The 16162-nt window shown below is 69.2% G+C and carries 18 protein-coding genes; 11 read left to right on the plus strand and 7 right to left on the minus strand.

Going from position 1 to position 16162, the window contains the following annotated elements:
- Positions 1-226: 226 nt before the first annotated feature.
- Positions 227-511: an HU family DNA-binding protein gene (locus tag QRN40_RS06995; protein ID WP_090039575.1), complete on the plus strand. Its 285-nt coding sequence runs from the start codon at positions 227-229 to the stop codon at positions 509-511.
- A 216-nt stretch (positions 512-727) separates the two neighbouring features.
- Complete coding sequence (locus QRN40_RS07000; RefSeq protein WP_502878935.1) at positions 728-2638, plus strand: bifunctional copper resistance protein CopD/cytochrome c oxidase assembly protein; 1911 nt, start codon at positions 728-730, stop codon at positions 2636-2638.
- 7 nt (positions 2639-2645) lie between these two features.
- On the opposite strand, the gene QRN40_RS07005 is transcribed toward QRN40_RS07000, so the two are convergent.
- Positions 2646-3692, minus strand: coding sequence for a hypothetical protein (locus QRN40_RS07005; protein ID WP_285114821.1), 1047 nt, complete (start codon positions 3690-3692; stop codon positions 2646-2648).
- 94 nt (positions 3693-3786) lie between these two features.
- Here QRN40_RS07005 and QRN40_RS07010 point away from each other — a divergent pair, with 94 nt between their 5' ends.
- Together QRN40_RS07010 and QRN40_RS07015 are read left to right on the plus strand one after the other, a co-directional pair.
- Positions 3787-5100, plus strand: coding sequence for an ATP-dependent DNA helicase (locus tag QRN40_RS07010; protein WP_285114822.1), 1314 nt, complete (start codon positions 3787-3789; stop codon positions 5098-5100).
- A gap of 16 nt (positions 5101-5116) precedes the next feature.
- Positions 5117-5470: an FHA domain-containing protein gene (locus tag QRN40_RS07015; RefSeq protein ID WP_285114823.1), complete on the plus strand. Its 354-nt coding sequence runs from the start codon at positions 5117-5119 to the stop codon at positions 5468-5470.
- A gap of 41 nt (positions 5471-5511) precedes the next feature.
- Here QRN40_RS07015 and QRN40_RS07020 read toward each other — a convergent pair whose 3' ends face one another.
- Positions 5512-6057, minus strand: coding sequence for a hypothetical protein (locus tag QRN40_RS07020; RefSeq protein ID WP_285114824.1), 546 nt, complete (start codon positions 6055-6057; stop codon positions 5512-5514).
- Between the two features lie 29 nt (positions 6058-6086).
- On the minus strand, positions 6087-6500 hold the full coding sequence (locus QRN40_RS07025; protein WP_285114825.1) for a DUF4383 domain-containing protein: 414 nt from the start codon (positions 6498-6500) through the stop codon (positions 6087-6089).
- A 163-nt stretch (positions 6501-6663) separates the two neighbouring features.
- Between QRN40_RS07025 and QRN40_RS07030 the strand changes: the two genes are divergently transcribed.
- Positions 6664-7935: a serine hydrolase domain-containing protein gene (locus QRN40_RS07030; RefSeq protein WP_285114826.1), complete on the plus strand. Its 1272-nt coding sequence runs from the start codon at positions 6664-6666 to the stop codon at positions 7933-7935.
- 7 nt (positions 7936-7942) lie between these two features.
- On the opposite strand, the gene fliW is transcribed toward QRN40_RS07030, so the two are convergent.
- From fliW to flgN, 4 genes are read right to left on the minus strand one after another with little or no spacing between them, the layout of a single operon-like run.
- Entirely contained in the window at positions 7943-8326 is a 384-nt protein-coding gene (fliW, locus tag QRN40_RS07035; RefSeq protein WP_285114827.1) for a flagellar assembly protein FliW, read from the minus strand.
- Entirely contained in the window at positions 8323-9195 is an 873-nt protein-coding gene (gene flgL, locus QRN40_RS07040) for a flagellar hook-associated protein FlgL (protein WP_350224754.1), read from the minus strand. The genes fliW and flgL overlap by 4 nt, the downstream gene beginning before the upstream one ends.
- Before the next feature lie 14 nt (positions 9196-9209).
- Entirely contained in the window at positions 9210-10634 is a 1425-nt protein-coding gene (gene flgK / locus QRN40_RS07045; protein WP_285114829.1) for a flagellar hook-associated protein FlgK, read from the minus strand.
- A gap of 4 nt (positions 10635-10638) precedes the next feature.
- Complete coding sequence (flgN, locus tag QRN40_RS07050; RefSeq protein ID WP_285114830.1) at positions 10639-11130, minus strand: flagellar export chaperone FlgN; 492 nt, start codon at positions 11128-11130, stop codon at positions 10639-10641.
- Between the two features lie 391 nt (positions 11131-11521).
- Here flgN and QRN40_RS07055 point away from each other — a divergent pair, with 391 nt between their 5' ends.
- From QRN40_RS07055 to flgB, 6 genes are all read left to right on the plus strand, one after another.
- On the plus strand, positions 11522-12334 hold the full coding sequence (locus QRN40_RS07055; protein ID WP_285114831.1) for a sigma-70 family RNA polymerase sigma factor: 813 nt from the start codon (positions 11522-11524) through the stop codon (positions 12332-12334).
- A gap of 97 nt (positions 12335-12431) precedes the next feature.
- Positions 12432-13268, plus strand: coding sequence for a flagellin N-terminal helical domain-containing protein (locus tag QRN40_RS07060; RefSeq protein ID WP_285114832.1), 837 nt, complete (start codon positions 12432-12434; stop codon positions 13266-13268).
- Between the two features lie 87 nt (positions 13269-13355).
- Positions 13356-14741, plus strand: a complete 1386-nt coding sequence (gene fliD, locus QRN40_RS07065) for a flagellar filament capping protein FliD (protein WP_285114833.1) — start codon at positions 13356-13358, stop codon at positions 14739-14741.
- On the plus strand, positions 14741-15172 hold the full coding sequence (locus tag QRN40_RS07070; protein WP_285114834.1) for a flagellar export chaperone FliS: 432 nt from the start codon (positions 14741-14743) through the stop codon (positions 15170-15172). The genes fliD and QRN40_RS07070 overlap by 1 nt, the downstream gene beginning before the upstream one ends.
- Positions 15162-15464 carry a hypothetical protein gene (locus QRN40_RS07075; protein WP_285114835.1) on the plus strand — a complete coding sequence of 101 codons (303 nt, stop codon included), beginning with the start codon at positions 15162-15164 and terminating at the stop codon, positions 15462-15464. The genes QRN40_RS07070 and QRN40_RS07075 overlap by 11 nt, the downstream gene beginning before the upstream one ends.
- A 355-nt stretch (positions 15465-15819) precedes the next feature.
- The gene (gene flgB / locus QRN40_RS07080) at positions 15820-16161 is read left to right on the plus strand and encodes a flagellar basal body rod protein FlgB (RefSeq protein ID WP_285114836.1); all 342 of its coding nucleotides are present in this window, start codon (positions 15820-15822) and stop codon (positions 16159-16161) included.
- Position 16162: the final 1 nt, after the last annotated feature.

Below are 16162 nucleotides of genomic sequence, written 5' to 3' on the forward strand. Positions count from 1 at the left end.
TCAGAGGGGCGTCCGGCTTCGGCCGGGCGCCCCTTTGCCGTACCCGGGGCGCGTCCGAACCCGGAGATCGACCGCGGATGTGCGCAAAAGGCACCAAAATCCGCGTGTTTCTGCGGGTTTCTGATACATTCGAGGCGGTCGACCGACCAAACGTAATGGCCCCGCGTGGCCTCAACCGTTCCACAAATAGCTGTAGATCCAGCACAAGGTCCGAGGAGGACACTCAATGGCTGACAACCTGAACAAGACTGAGCTCGTTGCTGCCGTCGCTGCGGCGTCGGGTCAGAGCCAGGCCACCGTCTCGAGCGTCGTCGACGCGTTCTTCAGCACCATCAGCGAGACCGTCGCCAAGGGCGGAAAGGTCACCATCCCGGGCTGGCTCGCCGCCGAGCGCAGCGAGACCGCCGCCCGTACCGGCCGCAACCCGCAGACCGGCGCCGAGATCTCCATCCCGGCCGGCCACCGCGTCAAGCTGACCGCGGGCTCGAAGCTCAAGGCTGCCGTCAAGTAGTCCTTCCCAGCTTTGCCCGAGGGCGGCACCGCGACCTGCGGTGCCGCCCTCGTCTTGTCTGCCGTCGGTCTCGTCCACAGACGGACGCTTCAGGTCGGTTTCCCCAGCTCAGCCGCTGTGGGCGCCCGTCCAGGGGTGGGGACGTAGGCTTGACGGGTGCCTCGAATTCTCCGCGTGATCGGCCCCGCCGCCCTGCTTCTGGCAGCGGTCGCGGCCATGCTTCTCGCGCTGGCATTCGGCGGAGGGGCAACGGCTCCCCTGCTGGCCGACCCGGGTGCTCTCGTGCGGTGGGGGCTCCCCGCCGCGACGCTCGTGGTCAACCTGAGCGTCGCCGGAACGGTGGGTGCGCTGGTGCTCGCGTGCTTCGCTTTCAGCCCCGACCGCGACGAGTACGGGAAGGCACTCGACTTCGCCGCGGGCAGCGCGGCCGTCATGACGGTCGCCTCGGCGGCCACCGGGCTGTTCACCTTCGTCAGCGTCTCCAACGTTCCCTGGTCGTTCGACGCCACCTTCAGCAATGGGCTGAGCTCGTTCATCACGAGCGTCTCGCTCGGCCAGGCGTGGCTGGGGATCACGCTCATCGCCGCGGCCGTCACCGTGCTGTGCTTCGCCGTGCGCAACCAGACGGCCATCGCCTTCGTGGCGCTTCTCGCCATGGCCACCGTCGTGCCGATGGCCCAGCAGGGCCACAGCGCGGAGGCCGCCGGCCACGACGCCGCCGTCACGTCGTTCGGTCTGCACGTGCTGTTCGCGGCGATCTGGCTGGGCGGCCTGGTCACCCTCATCGTCGTCAAGCAGACGTTCGGCAAGGGCCGCCTCGTCACGGTGCTCGAGCGCTACTCCACGGTTGCCCTGGTCTGTTTCATCGTGGTGGCGGCTTCCGGATACGTCAACGCGGAGTTGCGTGTCGGCACGCTCGCCGAGCTGGCCACCCCGTACGGCATCCTCGTGCTCGTGAAGGTGGCGGCGCTGGTCGCGCTCGGGCTGTTCGGGCTCACGCAGCGGCGGTACCTGATCGGCCGGCTCAAGACGTCCGGTGAGACGCGGAGCTTCTGGTGGATCGTGGTGGCCGAGCTGGCCTTCATGGGCATCGCCTCAGGCGTGGCCGCAGCACTGGCGCGAACGGTCACGCCGGTTCCGGAGACCCGGGCCGCCACTCCGACGCCCGCGGAGATCCTGACCGGAGAGAAGCTGCCCCCCGCGCTCACGTGGGACCGGCTGTTCACGTCGTGGAACTTCGACCTGCTCTGGGTGCTGGCCTGCGCCTTCGCACTGTTCTTCTACTTCGCGGGCGTCTGGCGGCTGCGCCGCCGCGGCGACGCCTGGCCGATCTACCGCACGGTGCTGTGGACGCTGGGCATCGTCCTGCTGTTCTACATCACCAACGGCGGCGTGAACGTGTACGAGAAGTACCTGTTCTCGGCTCACATGTCGGCACACATGGTGCTGACGATGGGAGTGCCCCTCCTCCTCGTGCCCGGTGCGCCGGTGACCCTCGCTGCGCGGGCGATCCGCAAGCGGCGTGACGGCTCGCGCGGCGGCCGGGAATGGATGCTGCTGGCGGTGCACTCGCGCTTCGCTGCGGTGATCTCCAACCCGATCGTGGCTGCCATCCTGTTCGCCGGATCGCTGTGGGTGTTCTACTACACGCCCGTGTTCCGCTGGGCCACCACGGACCACATCGGACACGAGTGGATGATCGTCCACTTCCTCATCACCGGCTACCTGTTCGTGCAGTCGCTGATCGGCATCGACCCGGTCAAGTACCGGCTGGCCTACCCGTTCCGGCTGCTCCTCCTGCTGCTCACCATGGCGTTCCACGCCTTCTTCGGCCTCTCGATCATGCAGATGCACGGGCTCCTGCTTGCGGACTGGTTCGGGGCGATGGGCCGCACGTGGGGCGACTCCCCGCTGGTCGACCAGCAGGCGGGCGGAGGCATCGCCTGGAGCATCGGCGAGATCCCGACGGTCATCCTCGCGATCGTGGTGGCCATCCAGTGGAGCCGCAGCGACGAACGCGAGACGAAGCGGAGCGACCGCAACGCCGATCGCACAGGCGACGCGGAACTCCAGGCGTACAACGAGCGGCTCGCCCGCATGGCGGACCGCGACCGCGTCTCCCGCTGACCGGCGGTTACGGGTCCTGCGCGACGACGATCGCGAGCGACCCGTCGCTGCGGATCGTGACGCTGCTGAGGCTCATCGAGAACGGGACCGCATCGCTCCGGTGGGAGATGGTGCCGTCGAAGAGCGACTGCACGGTCACGTCCAGGTGCGCGACACCCACCATCCGGTCCGTCGTCCACGACGTATCGCCGGGGACCAGGCGCACCTTCGGGTACGTCTCCATCGACCAGACGGGCTCGCCCTCGACCCGATCGTCGATCTCGGCGCCGAACGGGCACCCGGCGGGCTGGAGCACGCGCTGCTTCGCGCAGTCGTCCAGGAACGCGTTCACCTGCCGTTGCACCGCCGTCGTGAAGGCGGGAGTGGGCTGCGCGTCGACGGTCGTCTCGTCGATCGTGCCGGGAGCGGCCGCGGCGGTCACCGGCGCGGCATGCAGGTACCGCGAGTCGTGGCCGAGCTCGAGAGGGGCCAGCGGAAGAACGAGGTAGTCGGCCGAGACGCTGAAGGCTCCGGCGGGCTGATCGGGGGACGCCGCGCGCGGGCTCACCGAGTGCCGGCCGACGGTGAACGACGAGGCGTGCGCGACTGTGATCCGGGCCGCACCGAGCGGAGTCGACGCGAACGACCACGTCGGGAGCAGCCCGAGAACTGCTCCCGTCGGCCGGACCCGGAAGGTCGCGGTGACAGGCCGCCCATCGGCTCGGGCCTCGACCGTGACCGCATGGGCCCCGTCTGCGCTGGAGGTGTCCGAGACGACGCTCACGTCGCGGATCGCCGGCAGCACGTCGGAGCGCAGCAGCTCGCGCGATGCGCCGGGCGGAAGTCCGGCTTCTCGCAGGGAGGCGGCGGTCGGAGCCGCGCCCGGCATGGCGAGGGCGGCGGACACATCGCGGCTCGCGATGGAGTGCGCGAACGCCTCCACGAACCCGCTGGGGCTGTAGTAGGCGCGTTGCACGGCTCCGAGGCCGGCCGCGAAAGCGGCCAGCAGCAGAACGCCGACACCCGACCAGAGCAGGACGGCGCGCCGGCGCGCTCGCGCGTCCCCCACAGCCATGAGGCCATCCTAGGGTCCTGTGGATGACCGTCCTGCGGCCTCGGGCGCGGGTTAGAGTAGTCCGGCAGGTCGGGCGACGCGGAAGGGGCGGGGAATGGGCCGGCTTTCCCTCTCGCCGGAGCAGCAGGCGGTGTACGAGCTCATCGAGCACACCCGGGAGCATGTCTTCGTGACCGGTCGCGCCGGCACGGGCAAGTCGACGCTGCTCAACCACCTCTCCTGGAACACGGAGAAGTCGCTGGTGATCGCGGCACCCACCGGTGTGGCCGCGCTCAATGTCGGCGGCCAGACCATCCACTCGCTGTTGCGGCTGCCGATCGGCGTGATCGCCGATCACGCCATCGATCAGAGCGCAGAGCTGCGGAAGCTCCTGAACACCATCGACACGCTCGTCATCGACGAGGTCTCCATGGTCAACGCCGACCTGATGGATGCGATCGACCGCAGCCTCCGCCAGGCCCGGCAGCGTGCGGGCGAGCCGTTCGGCGGCGTCCAGGTGGTCCTGTTCGGCGATCCGTACCAGCTGGCCCCCGTGCCGGGCGACCAGGAGGAGCGGGCCTACTTCGCCGACACCTACCGGTCGATGTGGTTCTTCGACGCGCGCGTGTGGCAGGAGACCGACCTGCGCATCGTCGAACTGCTGCAGGTCCACCGGCAGCACGAGTCCGACTTCCGGTTCATGCTGAACGCGGTGCGCCACGGGCAGGTGACGAAGGAGATCGCGGATCGGCTCAACGAGGTCGGCGCGCGACCGGCTCCGGATGACGGCACCATCACGCTGGCGACCCGCAACGACACGGTCAACCGCATCAACGCGCACGCGCTGGAGCGTCTCCCGGGCCGCGTGCTCACCGCGAAGGCCGAGGTCAGCGGAGACTTCGGCGGCCGGAACTACCCGGCCGACGAGTCCCTCGAGCTGAAAGTCGGGGCCCAGGTGATGTTCCTGCGCAACGACGTCGGCCAGGGAGACGGTCCCCGCTGGGTGAACGGCACCATCGGCACCGTGACGAAGATCGACTCGAACGTGTATGTCGACGTCGACGGCGAGGTGCACGAGGTCGAGCCGGCGATCTGGGAGAAGTTCCGCTACACCTGGTCGCCGGAGACCAAGAAGCTGACGAAGGACGTCGTGGCCGAGTTCACGCAGTTCCCGTTGCGGCTCGCGTGGGCGGTCACCATCCACAAGTCGCAGGGCAAGACGTACGACGCGGCGATCGTCGACCTGGGCTCGCGGGCGTTCACGTCCGGCCAGACCTACGTGGCGCTCAGCCGGATCACGACGCTGGAGGGTCTGTACCTGACCCGTCCGCTGCGGCCCAGCGACATCACGGTGGATCCGGACGTCGAGCGCTTCATGCGCGACGCCCGACCGGTCACCATGCCCGTCGCCGGAGCGTCGGTGGGATGAACGAGAGGGGACCGCTGTGGCGGTGACGTTCGTGCTCGACTTCAGCGACGGCCAACGCGTCGAGACCAGTGGCAACGGGGTGATCGGGCGCAATCCTGCTGTGCACACGCCGGGGACCGAGATGGACGACCCGGGTCACGTCGAGCTCATCACCGTGGAGGACGACCGGAAGTCGGTCTCGCGCGCCCACCTGGCGTTCGGGCAGTACGACGGCGTGTTCTGGGTGATGGACCTGGGATCCGCCAACGGCACGACGATCACCTACCCGGGCGAGGGCACGTTCGCGTGCGATCCGAACACCCGGCACGAGGTGGATCCCGGCTCGGTGGTGCGCTTCGGCGGGACGTCGTTCGCACTCACCCGGCGCTGAGCGCGACCCGGCGACGCCGCTGACGGCGGTGCCCAAAGGGCTCAGTGGTGGTGGTGAACCGTCACCGCGGCGATTCCCGCATCGGTGAGCCCGAGCGCCGGGATGGTGACGGCGCAGACCACGGAGGCGCTGAGCGCCAGAGCGATGACGAACCGCATCGAGCCGGACTGGTCCGGGTTCGGGCGTCCACGACGGATCACGACGGCTGCAGTGGCCGCGATCGTGACATCCAGGAGTGAGGCGGCGCCCATCGGCGCCAGCGGAAGGGCCAGGACCGTTCCGCCCGAAGCGGTGGCGCCGACGACGGCGAGAGCCGCCCACAGGCCGACCGGGACGAGCGCAAGCGCCGGGATCAGCCGGAACACCGGCGGCCGGTCGCGCGCGAGGGTGGCGGCCGCCCATCCCAGCTCTGCGAGAGCGAGGATCAGGAAGGCGGCCAGCAGTGCAGGAGGTGCGCTGGGGGCCAGGGCTGCGTGAAGCAACCCGGCCCCCAGTGCGGCCACGGCGAGGAACGCACGGGTCGCCGGGCCCGCCGCGACGGCTGTCGAAGCCGAGGCGGCGGGGGCGACCCGCAGCGTATCCGTCATCCTGCTCATAGGAGCCGTGGCCCCGCCGGTCAGGCGGCGGCCGTACGGGCGCGGGTCCCGCGGTCGGCGCCGAGGCCGGTACCGAGGAGGACGATCGCGCTCACCAGGTGGAGGAAGTGGTCGGGCGTGTTCAGAGCGAGGATGTTCGCGTCCGTGCCGACCAGGAAGAAGCCGATGATGCCGAGGAGCAGGTAGACGGCACCGACGGTGGTGTTGACCGCCTTGGCGGCGGCGACGCGGGTCAGGCCGGCGATCAGCAGTGCTGCGCCGATCAGGAGGTGCGCGATGTTGTGCAGCGGGTTCACCTCGAAGATGCCGAGAAGCAGGCCGCCCTTGGTGGCGACGAATCCGACTCCACCGGTGACGGCGAAGCCCAGCAGACCGACCAGCAGGTACACCGCTCCGAAGATCGTGGCCACAAGGCGATTCGGTGATGTGCGCATTGTCTTGTTCCTTCCATAGGACGGCGCACGGACGCGCGCCTCACTAACCCATTCGCAGCATCGACCCAATCGGATTGCGGCCACAGGCCCTTGCGCGACCGGTGGCTTTCTGCCGCACGTTACAATCGCTGGACACGCAGGGCGACCGCCGGGGGATTTATCGATGCGACGACAGAGCAGATTCGGGCGAATCGCGCTCGCCGCGACAGCCGGGATCGTGGCGCTCATCCTTGCCGGGTGCACCTCCACGGCGGGGAGCGCCGACTTGCCCGAGCAGCAGTCGGGCGGCTTCTCGAAGGACGTGGAGAAGCGCCTGTCGTCGGCGGTGACCGACGGGATGAAGCTCGCCGATGCCTCCGCCGCCTTCGTGGGCGTGTGGGCGCCCTGGTCGGGCAGCTGGACGGACGCGCTCGGCACGACGAAACGCGGAGGGACGACGCCGGTCTCGGCCGACATGACGTTCCGGATCGGGCAGAACACCGTCCCGATGACCTGCACCGTCCTGCTCGAACTGGTCGACGACGGCGTCGTGAGCCTCGACGATCCGCTCACCAAGTGGCTGCCGGGACTGGTCGGCGTCGAGGGCGTCACCATGCGCGAGCTCTGCCAGAACACCTCCGGCATCGGCGACTACATCGCCCAGCTGAACCCCAAGTTCCTCATGAACCCGACCCGGCAGTGGCCGCCTCTCGAACTGGCGAGCGACGGAATCGCCATGGAGCGCTACGGCAACCCGGGCGAGAAGTACGGCCGATCGGCCACGAACGCCGTGCTGGTCGGGATGGCGCTGCAGAACGCGACGAATCGCAGCTGGCCGGAGCTCTACAAGCAGTACGTCTTCGACAAGCTGGGGATGACCTCCTCATCGCTGCCGGACAGCTCGCAGTTCTCGGTGCCCGGCCCGCACGCGGTCGGGTACTCCGTGGGGCTCGACGGCGCCGGAGCCGTGGTCTGCTCACCCATGCGGGATGTCAGCAAGATGTCGCCGTCGCAGGGGTGGACGTCCGGCGGAGTCGTGTCGAACGTGCATGACCTGAAGGCGTTCGGCCAGGCGCTGGCGAGCGGCAGCCTGTTGAGCGAGAAGTCGCGGAAGGCCCAGGTCGACGCCGTGGTGAACGGGCAGTCGTGGGAGCGCTACGGGCTGGGTGTGCAGTTGCTGGGCCCGCTCCGCGGGAGCAGCGGCGCCGTCCCCGGGTACCTCTCGGCGGTGTACTCTGACCCGGCCTCCGGCCTGACCATCGTGGTCGCGCTGAACAACTCGACACCCGGTCCGGGATTCGCGCAGCTGCTCGCGCAGCGGCTCGCCTCGATCGTGTCCAAGACCCCGGCGAAGCAGAAGGGCGCGAAGGTCGTCGCATCCCTCCCGTGGTCCGAACAGCAGGCGGTCGAAGCGATGACGAAGTCGGCGCCGTGCCCGGCCAAGAAGGCCGGCTAGGCCGGTTCTACGCGCCGGCCAGCGCCGCGAGCTCGGCTCTCACCGGGAACGCGTCGTCATCGAGCACGAGCTGCAGGGCCGCTCCGGTCGCCCGATTCACGATGACGGGCGCCAGGAGGTTGACCGTGCTGCCTTCGCGCGACGGGGTCACCACGACGAGCAACAGGGCGTCCTCCGGCGCGGAGACGCCCAGCTCGCCGGCGCGGTCGTCCGGCAGCTCCGGCGAGTAGCCCGGGAGGTGACGTTCGGCGTCCAGCGTGAACAGCCGGATCTCCGGGCGCTCCACCGAGGCCAGAGTGTAGAGGCCATCCGCCCCGGGGACCGGGTCGAGGGTGAACTCGTCGAGCGGCTCCAGCCCGGGCGGCGGGGCGAGGAAGCGGACGGCGCTCATCGGAGGAAGTCCATCAGCGTCGGCTGGAGGACGCGCGCCGTGACGGCGATCGCGGTCTGATAGTTCACGTCCTGCGTCTTCAGGTCGAGGATCACCTTGCTGAGGTCGACGTCCTCCAGGGAGGAACGCTGCCCCTCGAGGGCGTTCGCGCCGACGGCGAGTGCATCCTTCGCCTTGTCGATGCGGGTCTGGCGGCCGCCCACCTCCGCGTGCTCTCCCACGATGGCCTTCATCCTGTCGTCGATCTCCGCCAAGCGCGGGGTAACGCTCACCCCGCTGCGGAGGTCGCTCACGGTGTTGTCGATCAGCGCGAACACCGACGAGGCGCCCGTTCCGAAGACGGCTGCACCGTCGGCATCCACCCGCACCGTGGTGTCGGGGCCGATCCTGCGCTCCACTGTACTTCCCGCGGTTCCGGTGAACGAGTAGTCGGGCTGGAACGCGACGCCCGCATCCGAGTTGCCGGCGAAGACCGTCCGCCCGAGGTAGGTGGTGTTCGACAGTGAGAGGAGGCTCTTCTTCAGGCCGTCCAGCTCGGTCGCGATCGACTCCTTCGCCTCCGGCGACATGGCGCCGTCGTTCGCGCCCTGCACCGTCAGGTCGCGGACCCGGTGCATGAGCGACTCGACGGAGGTCAGGGCCGAGTCCGCGGTGGTCAGCCATGCGTCGCCGTTGTCGACGTTGCGCTGGTACTGAGCCGTCGAGGCTTGGTCGGCGCGGACGCCGAGGGCGCTCGCCGTGGCGGTGGGGTCGTCGGAGGGCTTGTTCAGCAGCCGACGGCTCGTCGCCTGGTCGTACAGCTCCGCCTGACGCTGCAGGCTCAGCTGCAGGTTGCGCTGGGCGTTGAGGGTCTGGGTCGCGTTGGTCACACGGCTGATCATGGCTACCTCCCGACGAGTCCGGTGTGGTTGATGAGCACATCGAGGGCTTCGTCCACGGCGGTCATCACGCGCGCGGCCCCCTGGTAGGCGTGCTGGAAGGACAGCATGTTCATGTTCTCCTCATCCAGGTCGACGGAGGATCCGGCGAGCTGGGCGTTCGTGGCGGCGCTGGTGGCGAGATCCGCCAGGTCGGACTGCTGCTGCTCGGTGCGGCTGGCCACGCCGACCCGCACCACGAAGGCGGCCCACTGCTTGTCGACGGCGTTCGAGCCGGTGCCCAGCTGGCTGATGGCGTCCGCCATGCTGCCGTCCGTGCCGCCCGCTCCCGGCGTACCGGTCGCGATCTGGCTGACGCCGGTCGGGACGACCGAGAGGCCCAGGGCGGCCGGCTTGGTGGGGTCGATGGCGAAGAAGTCGAGCCCGGTCGCACCCGTCGGTGTCGTGCCGGTCGAGTGGATGGCGTTGACGCGCTGCGCCAGCGAGACGGCGAAGGCGTTGAAGCTGACCGCGGCTTCGGCGAGCACGCCGCCGGTCCCGGAGGCGTCGGCGGGCGCCAGCGTCGAGACGGCGCCTGCGATGGATCCGCCCTCCAGGGCGATGGCGGCGCCCGGCCGGTAGGTCCATTCCAGGCGCACAGGATCGGCGGCGGCGTCGGCCATGCGGCTCGCTCCGGCGGCCTGCACCGCGTTCGCGGTCGTGCCCGAGACCAGCGCGTTGCCGCCGACCAGCACATCCACCGTGCCGTCGTCGTTCGGCCGCACCACTCCCCCGGCCAGCTTCGCGATGGATGCGGTGAGCAGGTCGCGGCGGTCGAGAAGTTCGTTCGCGGACTGGCCCGAGGACAGAGCCGCGCGGATGCGTCCGTTGAGGTCGGCGACGGCCGTCGCCGCGGTGTTCAGGTCGGCGGCCATGCCGTCGACCGAAGTGCGCAGCGTGGTCCACTGGTCGTCGACCGCGCGATAGCCGCTCTGCAGCTGGGTGACCAGGCTGCCCGCCTGACCGAGCAGCACGCCCGCGGGGGCCTGCTCACCCGCCTGGTTGGCGACGTCGCCCCAGGCGGACCAGAACTTCTGAAGCTGCGCCGAGAGCCCGTTCGTGCCGGGTTCGTTGAGCGACGACTCGAGCGTGGCGAGTGCATCCGCCCGCGTGTTCGTGTAACCGGACAAGGCGGTGGTGGTGCGCACCCGGGAGTCGAGCGCAGCATCGTCGAGGCGCTGGATGCCGTCGACGCTGACACCCTGCCCGGGCCGTACTCCCCCGCTGAACAGCCCGGCCGATGCCAGGGCGGGGACGCCGGAGGTGCTCACCCGCTGGCGGGTGTACCCCGGGGTATTGGCGTTGACGAGGTTCTGGCCGACCACATCCAGTCCGGCCTTCGCCGCGACGAGGCCCGAGTACGCGGTGCTCAGCCCGCTGAAAGTGCTCATCCGGTCAGGCCTCCGTGTCGAAGAAGCGCGCCGTGTCGCCGACGGTGCCGGTGCCTCCGACGCCGTAGACGCCGGGGTCGTCGCCCGCTCCGCCGAGCGAGCTCATGGTCTCCTGGGTGGACCGCGCCGCCTCGCGCAGCAGACGCTCGTTGGTGTCGCGGACCTCCGCGATCTGGCCGGTGAGCTCGGTCATCGCCGCGAGGTGCGAGCCGAAGATGTCGGACCAGATGCCGTCGGGCGCCGCGGTGGCGAGCTCGCGGAGGGTCGCATCCTGCCCCAGCCCCCACTGCTCTGCCAGAGAAGCCACTTCGACGGTGCGGGCGAGACCGATGGCGCGCATCCGCTCGATGACCTGCTCGACTTCACGGGTGGCGTGCGAGATCCAGCGGGACTTCCCCGCGATCAGCAGCAGCTGCTCCTCCTCCAGCTTGAACAGCAGGAGCTCGAGAAGCTCCCGCTCCTTCCACAGCTGTGCGGAGAGCTCACTCGCGGCCATGTCGCTACCAACTTCCTCGTGAGTCGATGTGCGCACCTGGTCTCCTCGGGTCTGAAGGTGGGGGGATGTGTCCCCCGCCGATCCAGACCATCGGCACGCTTGCGCCCGATGTTAGGCGCCGAGGTCCCCCGAAGTGCGGACCGACCTACCGCCTCACCACCGCTTGTCAGTATTCCCCGTACTGGGGGTACGTGCTGCCCCGTAATGGGGACAGCCGCCATGCAATCTGAACAGGTTCGAATTGTTACCGTGAACAGCGGAAGACCCCTAGCACCTCGCTCGGCACCCGAAGTAAGTCCGAGCGTGTACCGCACCGCCCGAGTACCAGCGACGACCTCCCCGAAAGAGGCCGCCGTGAACTACCCGTCCGATGAATAAGGGGTCGCTCAGCGTGAACCGGAACGAACGCAACACGCTCGTCGTGGAGAACCTGCCGCTGGTCGGCTACCTGGTCTCCGACCTGTGCTCGCGCGCCACCCACCTGTCGCGCGACGACCTGGCCTCCGCCGGCGCCGTCGCCCTGGTGACCGCCGCCGACGCCTACGACGCCACCACCGGGGTGCCGTTCGGCGCCTACGCCCGCACCCGCATCCTCGGCGCGCTCGCGGACGAGCTGCGCGCGTCCGACTGGGCGACGCGTTCCGCACGCAAGCGAATCAAGGAGACGCTGGCGGTGCAGGAGAGCCTGACGGCCGCGCTCGGCCGCAAGCCCAGCGTCGACGAGATCGCCAACGCGCTCGGCGTCGACCGCGAGACCGCGATCGCCGGCCTCGCCGACGCCTCCCGGACCGTCACCGCCCTCGACGAGACGATCGAGCCGCTGCTGGTCTCCGAGACCGTCGGCCCCGAGGACTCCCTTCTGGCGAACGAGCAGACCGCCTACGTCCGTGCCGCCGTCGCCGCCCTCCCCGACCGGATGCGCGCCATCGTGGAGGCCGTCTACTTCGATGACCGCACCGTCACCGAGATCGCCGAGGAACTCGGCATCACGCACTCCGCCGTGTCCCAGCAGCGCTCCGAGGCGATCCGCCTCATGCGCGAGGGCATGGCCACCCACTACGCCGACGAGGGAGACCCCGTCGTCATCGAGGCGAAGACCTCGCAGGCCCGGCGCAGCGCGTATCTCGCGCGTCTCGCGCAGCATGCCGTCGCGGGAGTCTCCCGCCTCTCCCCCACGTCACCGAGCTCGGCGCGGGCGTCCTGACGGACGACCGCTAACGGGACGGCAACGACAGCCGATAGAGGCTGATGCGGACCACGGAAGGGCCGCGCACCACCACCCACATCATGGAGGAAACATCATGGGTATGCAGATCAACACCAACATCGCGGCGAACAACGCCTACCGCAACCTGAACAACACGCAGGGCGACCTCTCGAAGTCGCTCGAGAAGCTGTCCAGCGGCCTCCGCATCAACCGTGCGGCGGACGACGCGGCCGGCCTCGCCATCTCGGAGGGCCTGAAGTCGCAGGTCGGCGGTCTGACCGTCGCCGCCCGCAACGCTCAGGACGGCATCAGTGTCGTGCAGACCGCTGAAGGTTCGCTCACCGAGGTCCACTCCATCCTGCAGCGCATGCGCGACCTCGCGGTGCAGGGCGGCAACGACTCGAACAACGCGACCTCGCGCGCGGCGATCAAGACGGAGGCCGACGAGCTGGGCAAGGAGCTCAACCGCATCACCAACGGAACCAACTTCAACGGGATCGACCTTCTCAAGGGCGGATCGCTGAACTTCCAGGTGGGCGCGGGTTCGACGGCGAACGACACCATCGCGGTCAGCCTGGCCGACGTCGCCACCTCGGTCGGCACCCTGTCCGGCGCGGCCGGCGCCACCGGCTTCGACGTCACCAGCAACACGACGGCGAACACCACGATCACCGCGATCGACACCGCGATCACCGCGATCTCGACCGCTCGGTCGGAGCTCGGCGCCTCGCAGAACCGCTTCGAGTCGGCTGTCCGCAGCCTCAACGTCTCGAAGGAGAACCTGTCGGCCGCGTCCAGCCGCATCACCGACACCGACATGGCGGAGGAGATGGTGAAGTACACCCGCTCCAACATCCTGTCGCAGGCCGGCACGGCGATGCTCGCTCAGGCGAACCAGTCCAACCAGGGCGTGCTCCAGCTGCTCCGCTAAGCAGGCTCGGCGGCCGGGACGCAGACCCCAAAGCGCGTCCCGGCCGCCGCACCATCCGCACCACCGTCGTAGGAGGGAGAGCATCGCATGGGAATGGCCGTAGACGGGCTGATCAGTGGCCTGAACACCACGCAGTTGATCGACAGCCTCATGCAGGCGGAGGCGATCCCGCAGACGCTGCTGAAGAACAAGCTGAGCGACTCCACCACCTACATTTCGGCCCTGCAGGCCCTCAACACCAAGGTCGCTTCCCTGGCCACCTCGGCCGGTGCGCTGGCCAAGCCCGCCGGCACCGACCTGCACACGGCCTCCACCACCTCCACCTCGGTCACGGCGACCGCCGGAACCGGAGCAGTGGACGGCACCATCGACTTCACCGTCGACAAGCTCGCTCAATCGCAGGTGATGGTCACCGGCCCGCTGACCCAGTGGCCCGATCAGCCGCCGACCCTCACCTTCGTTGCCGCCGACGGCACCGTGAAGCAGGTCACGGCAGGCAGCTCCTCGCTCGCCGACGTCGCCGCAGCGATCAACCAGGCCGGAGTCGGCGTCAGCGCGACCCAGGTCGCCGCCGGGCTGGACCCCGCGACCGGGCAGCAGCTCTACCGCCTCCAGCTCAGCTCGACGAAGTCGGGGGCGGCCGGCGCCTTCACCGCCTACCGCGGGACCCCCGCCGATGTGACCGCGGGCACCGCGACCAACCTGCTCTCGGACCCGGGCGCGGCCCAGGTGCGTGCGGCGCAGGATGCGCAACTCACCCTCTGGGCGGGAACAGGCGCGGCGCAGACCGTCACCAGTGCGACCAACACCTTCACGGGCGTGCTGCCGGGCGTCTCCGTCTCGGTGAGCGCCGTCTCGAGCACGCCGGTCACCCTCAGCGTGGCCCGCGACGACAAAGGCCTCACCTCCGCGGCGAGTTCGCTCGTCTCGCAGGTCAACGACATCCTCACGCTCATCTCGCAGAAGCAGGCCGTCAGCACCTCCACCGACTCCGCCGGCGGCACGGTCGTCTCCGGTGGAGCGTTCACCGGCGACTCGACCGCCCGGGATATCGACCAGCAGATGGTGGACGCGATCAGCTCCCCCATCAACGGCGTCTCGCCCTCCACCTACGGCATCAGCATCCAGCGCGACGGATCGGTCACGTTCGACCAGAACGTGTTCGCCACCGCGATGGCCGCGAACCCGGACGCGGTGAAGGGCGCGCTGACGACGATCGCCCAGCGGGTCGCGGACGCCGCGACCGGGGCGAGCGACACCTACACCGGCTCGCTCTCCCTCCGCATCAAGGGCGAGCAGTCGACGGTCAAAGACCTCAACGACCAGATCACCGACTGGGACACCCGGCTGTCCGACCGGCGGTCGACGTTGGAGAAGACCTACGCGAACCTCGAGGTCCAGTTGCAGCAGCTGCAGTCGCAGTCGTCGTGGCTGACCGGCCAGCTGTCCTCCCTCCCGACTGCGAGCGCATGATGAACCTCCTCACTTCGGCGGCCGCGAAGCTCTCGGCCTACAACCGCGACAGCGTGCTGTCCGCGAGCCCGGCACGGCTGGTCACGATGCTGTACGACCGGCTGCTCCTGGACCTCAACCGCGGGGAAGCCGCGTTGCAGGCGGCGCAGTGGCCGACCGCCTGGGAGAACCTGCGGCACGCGGACCAGATCGTCGCCGAGCTCGCCGGCAGCCTGCGGGTCGAGCTCTGGGACGGCGCCGATGGTCTGCTCCAGCTCTACGGCTACCTCGCCGACCTCATCGTGGGCGGGATGATCGAACGCGACGCCGCCAAGGTGCACGAGGCCATCGAACTGGCAGAACCGCTCCGCAGGACCTGGCACGAGGCGGCCGCCCTGCTTCCCGCGGCGAACCTCGCCACCGAGGCGGATCGTGACCTCGGTGTCGCCTGACGAACTCGCGCCGGAAGCCGTCGCCTGGTCGGATGCCCTCGACCGGATGGAGCACGAGCTGCACGGTGCGCTCGCGAAGGTGGACCCTGTCCCCTGGCGTCCGCCGATCGCCCTCGGGCCCATCCCGCCGGAACTGCAGGAGCGCGCCGCCCGACTTCTCGAGGCGCAACTGCACACCATCCGGTATCTGGAGGACGTGCGTCAGACGACAGCGCGGCATCTCGCGGCGGTGCGTTCTGTACCCCGATCCGAGGTCGGGGCGCATCCGGTCTACTTCGACCTCATCGGCTGACCCCATAGCACTTGTCCACCTGTGGATAACTCTGTTGAGAATCCGTGGATGACGGGGTCGATCGTGTGGAGGACACGCGCGGGATGTGTGGATTCTCAGATTCTCAGACTTCGTAAACAGCCTCTGACCGGCATGTTTGCTGGCCCTTGGCCGCGGTCGAATACACATTCGAAAACACACGCCTGTAATTCACAACGGGGTACAAGCTGTGGATGACGGTGTGGGAAATCGTGCAGCGAACATCCCTGGCATGCGTTCCTAACGGGTGGGGAAGAGCTGCCGATAGCTCCTCTCGAGCACGGATCGCTCATCGACTGGCCACGGACGGGCCGCCCCACGACCCTGGAGTGCAGCTGTGCTCGAATCCGTGACCAGCGCCGCCCTGACGAGCGCCCTCGACGGCCTCGCCGCGCGCCAACGCGCCATCGCGAACAACATCGCCAACGTCAACACGCCGGGCTACACGGCGGAGCGCGTCTCGTTCGAGGACGCGCTCGCCGCCTCGGTAGCGGACCACGACGGGCACGCGAGCGCGACCACCGCCCGCTCGCTCGAGCCGACGCGCCTCGACGGCAACAACGTGAACCTCGACACCGAGACCATCTCGAACGTCGACACCGTGCTGCGATTCCAGTTCGCCTCCCAGGCGGCCGGCAACCAGTTCTCCACCATCCGCGCAGCGCTCAAGACCAACTGAG

It is taken from the genome of Leifsonia sp. fls2-241-R2A-40a (assembly GCF_030209575.1).
In the GTDB taxonomy this organism is placed as follows: Bacteria; Actinomycetota; Actinomycetes; order Actinomycetales; family Microbacteriaceae; genus Leifsonia.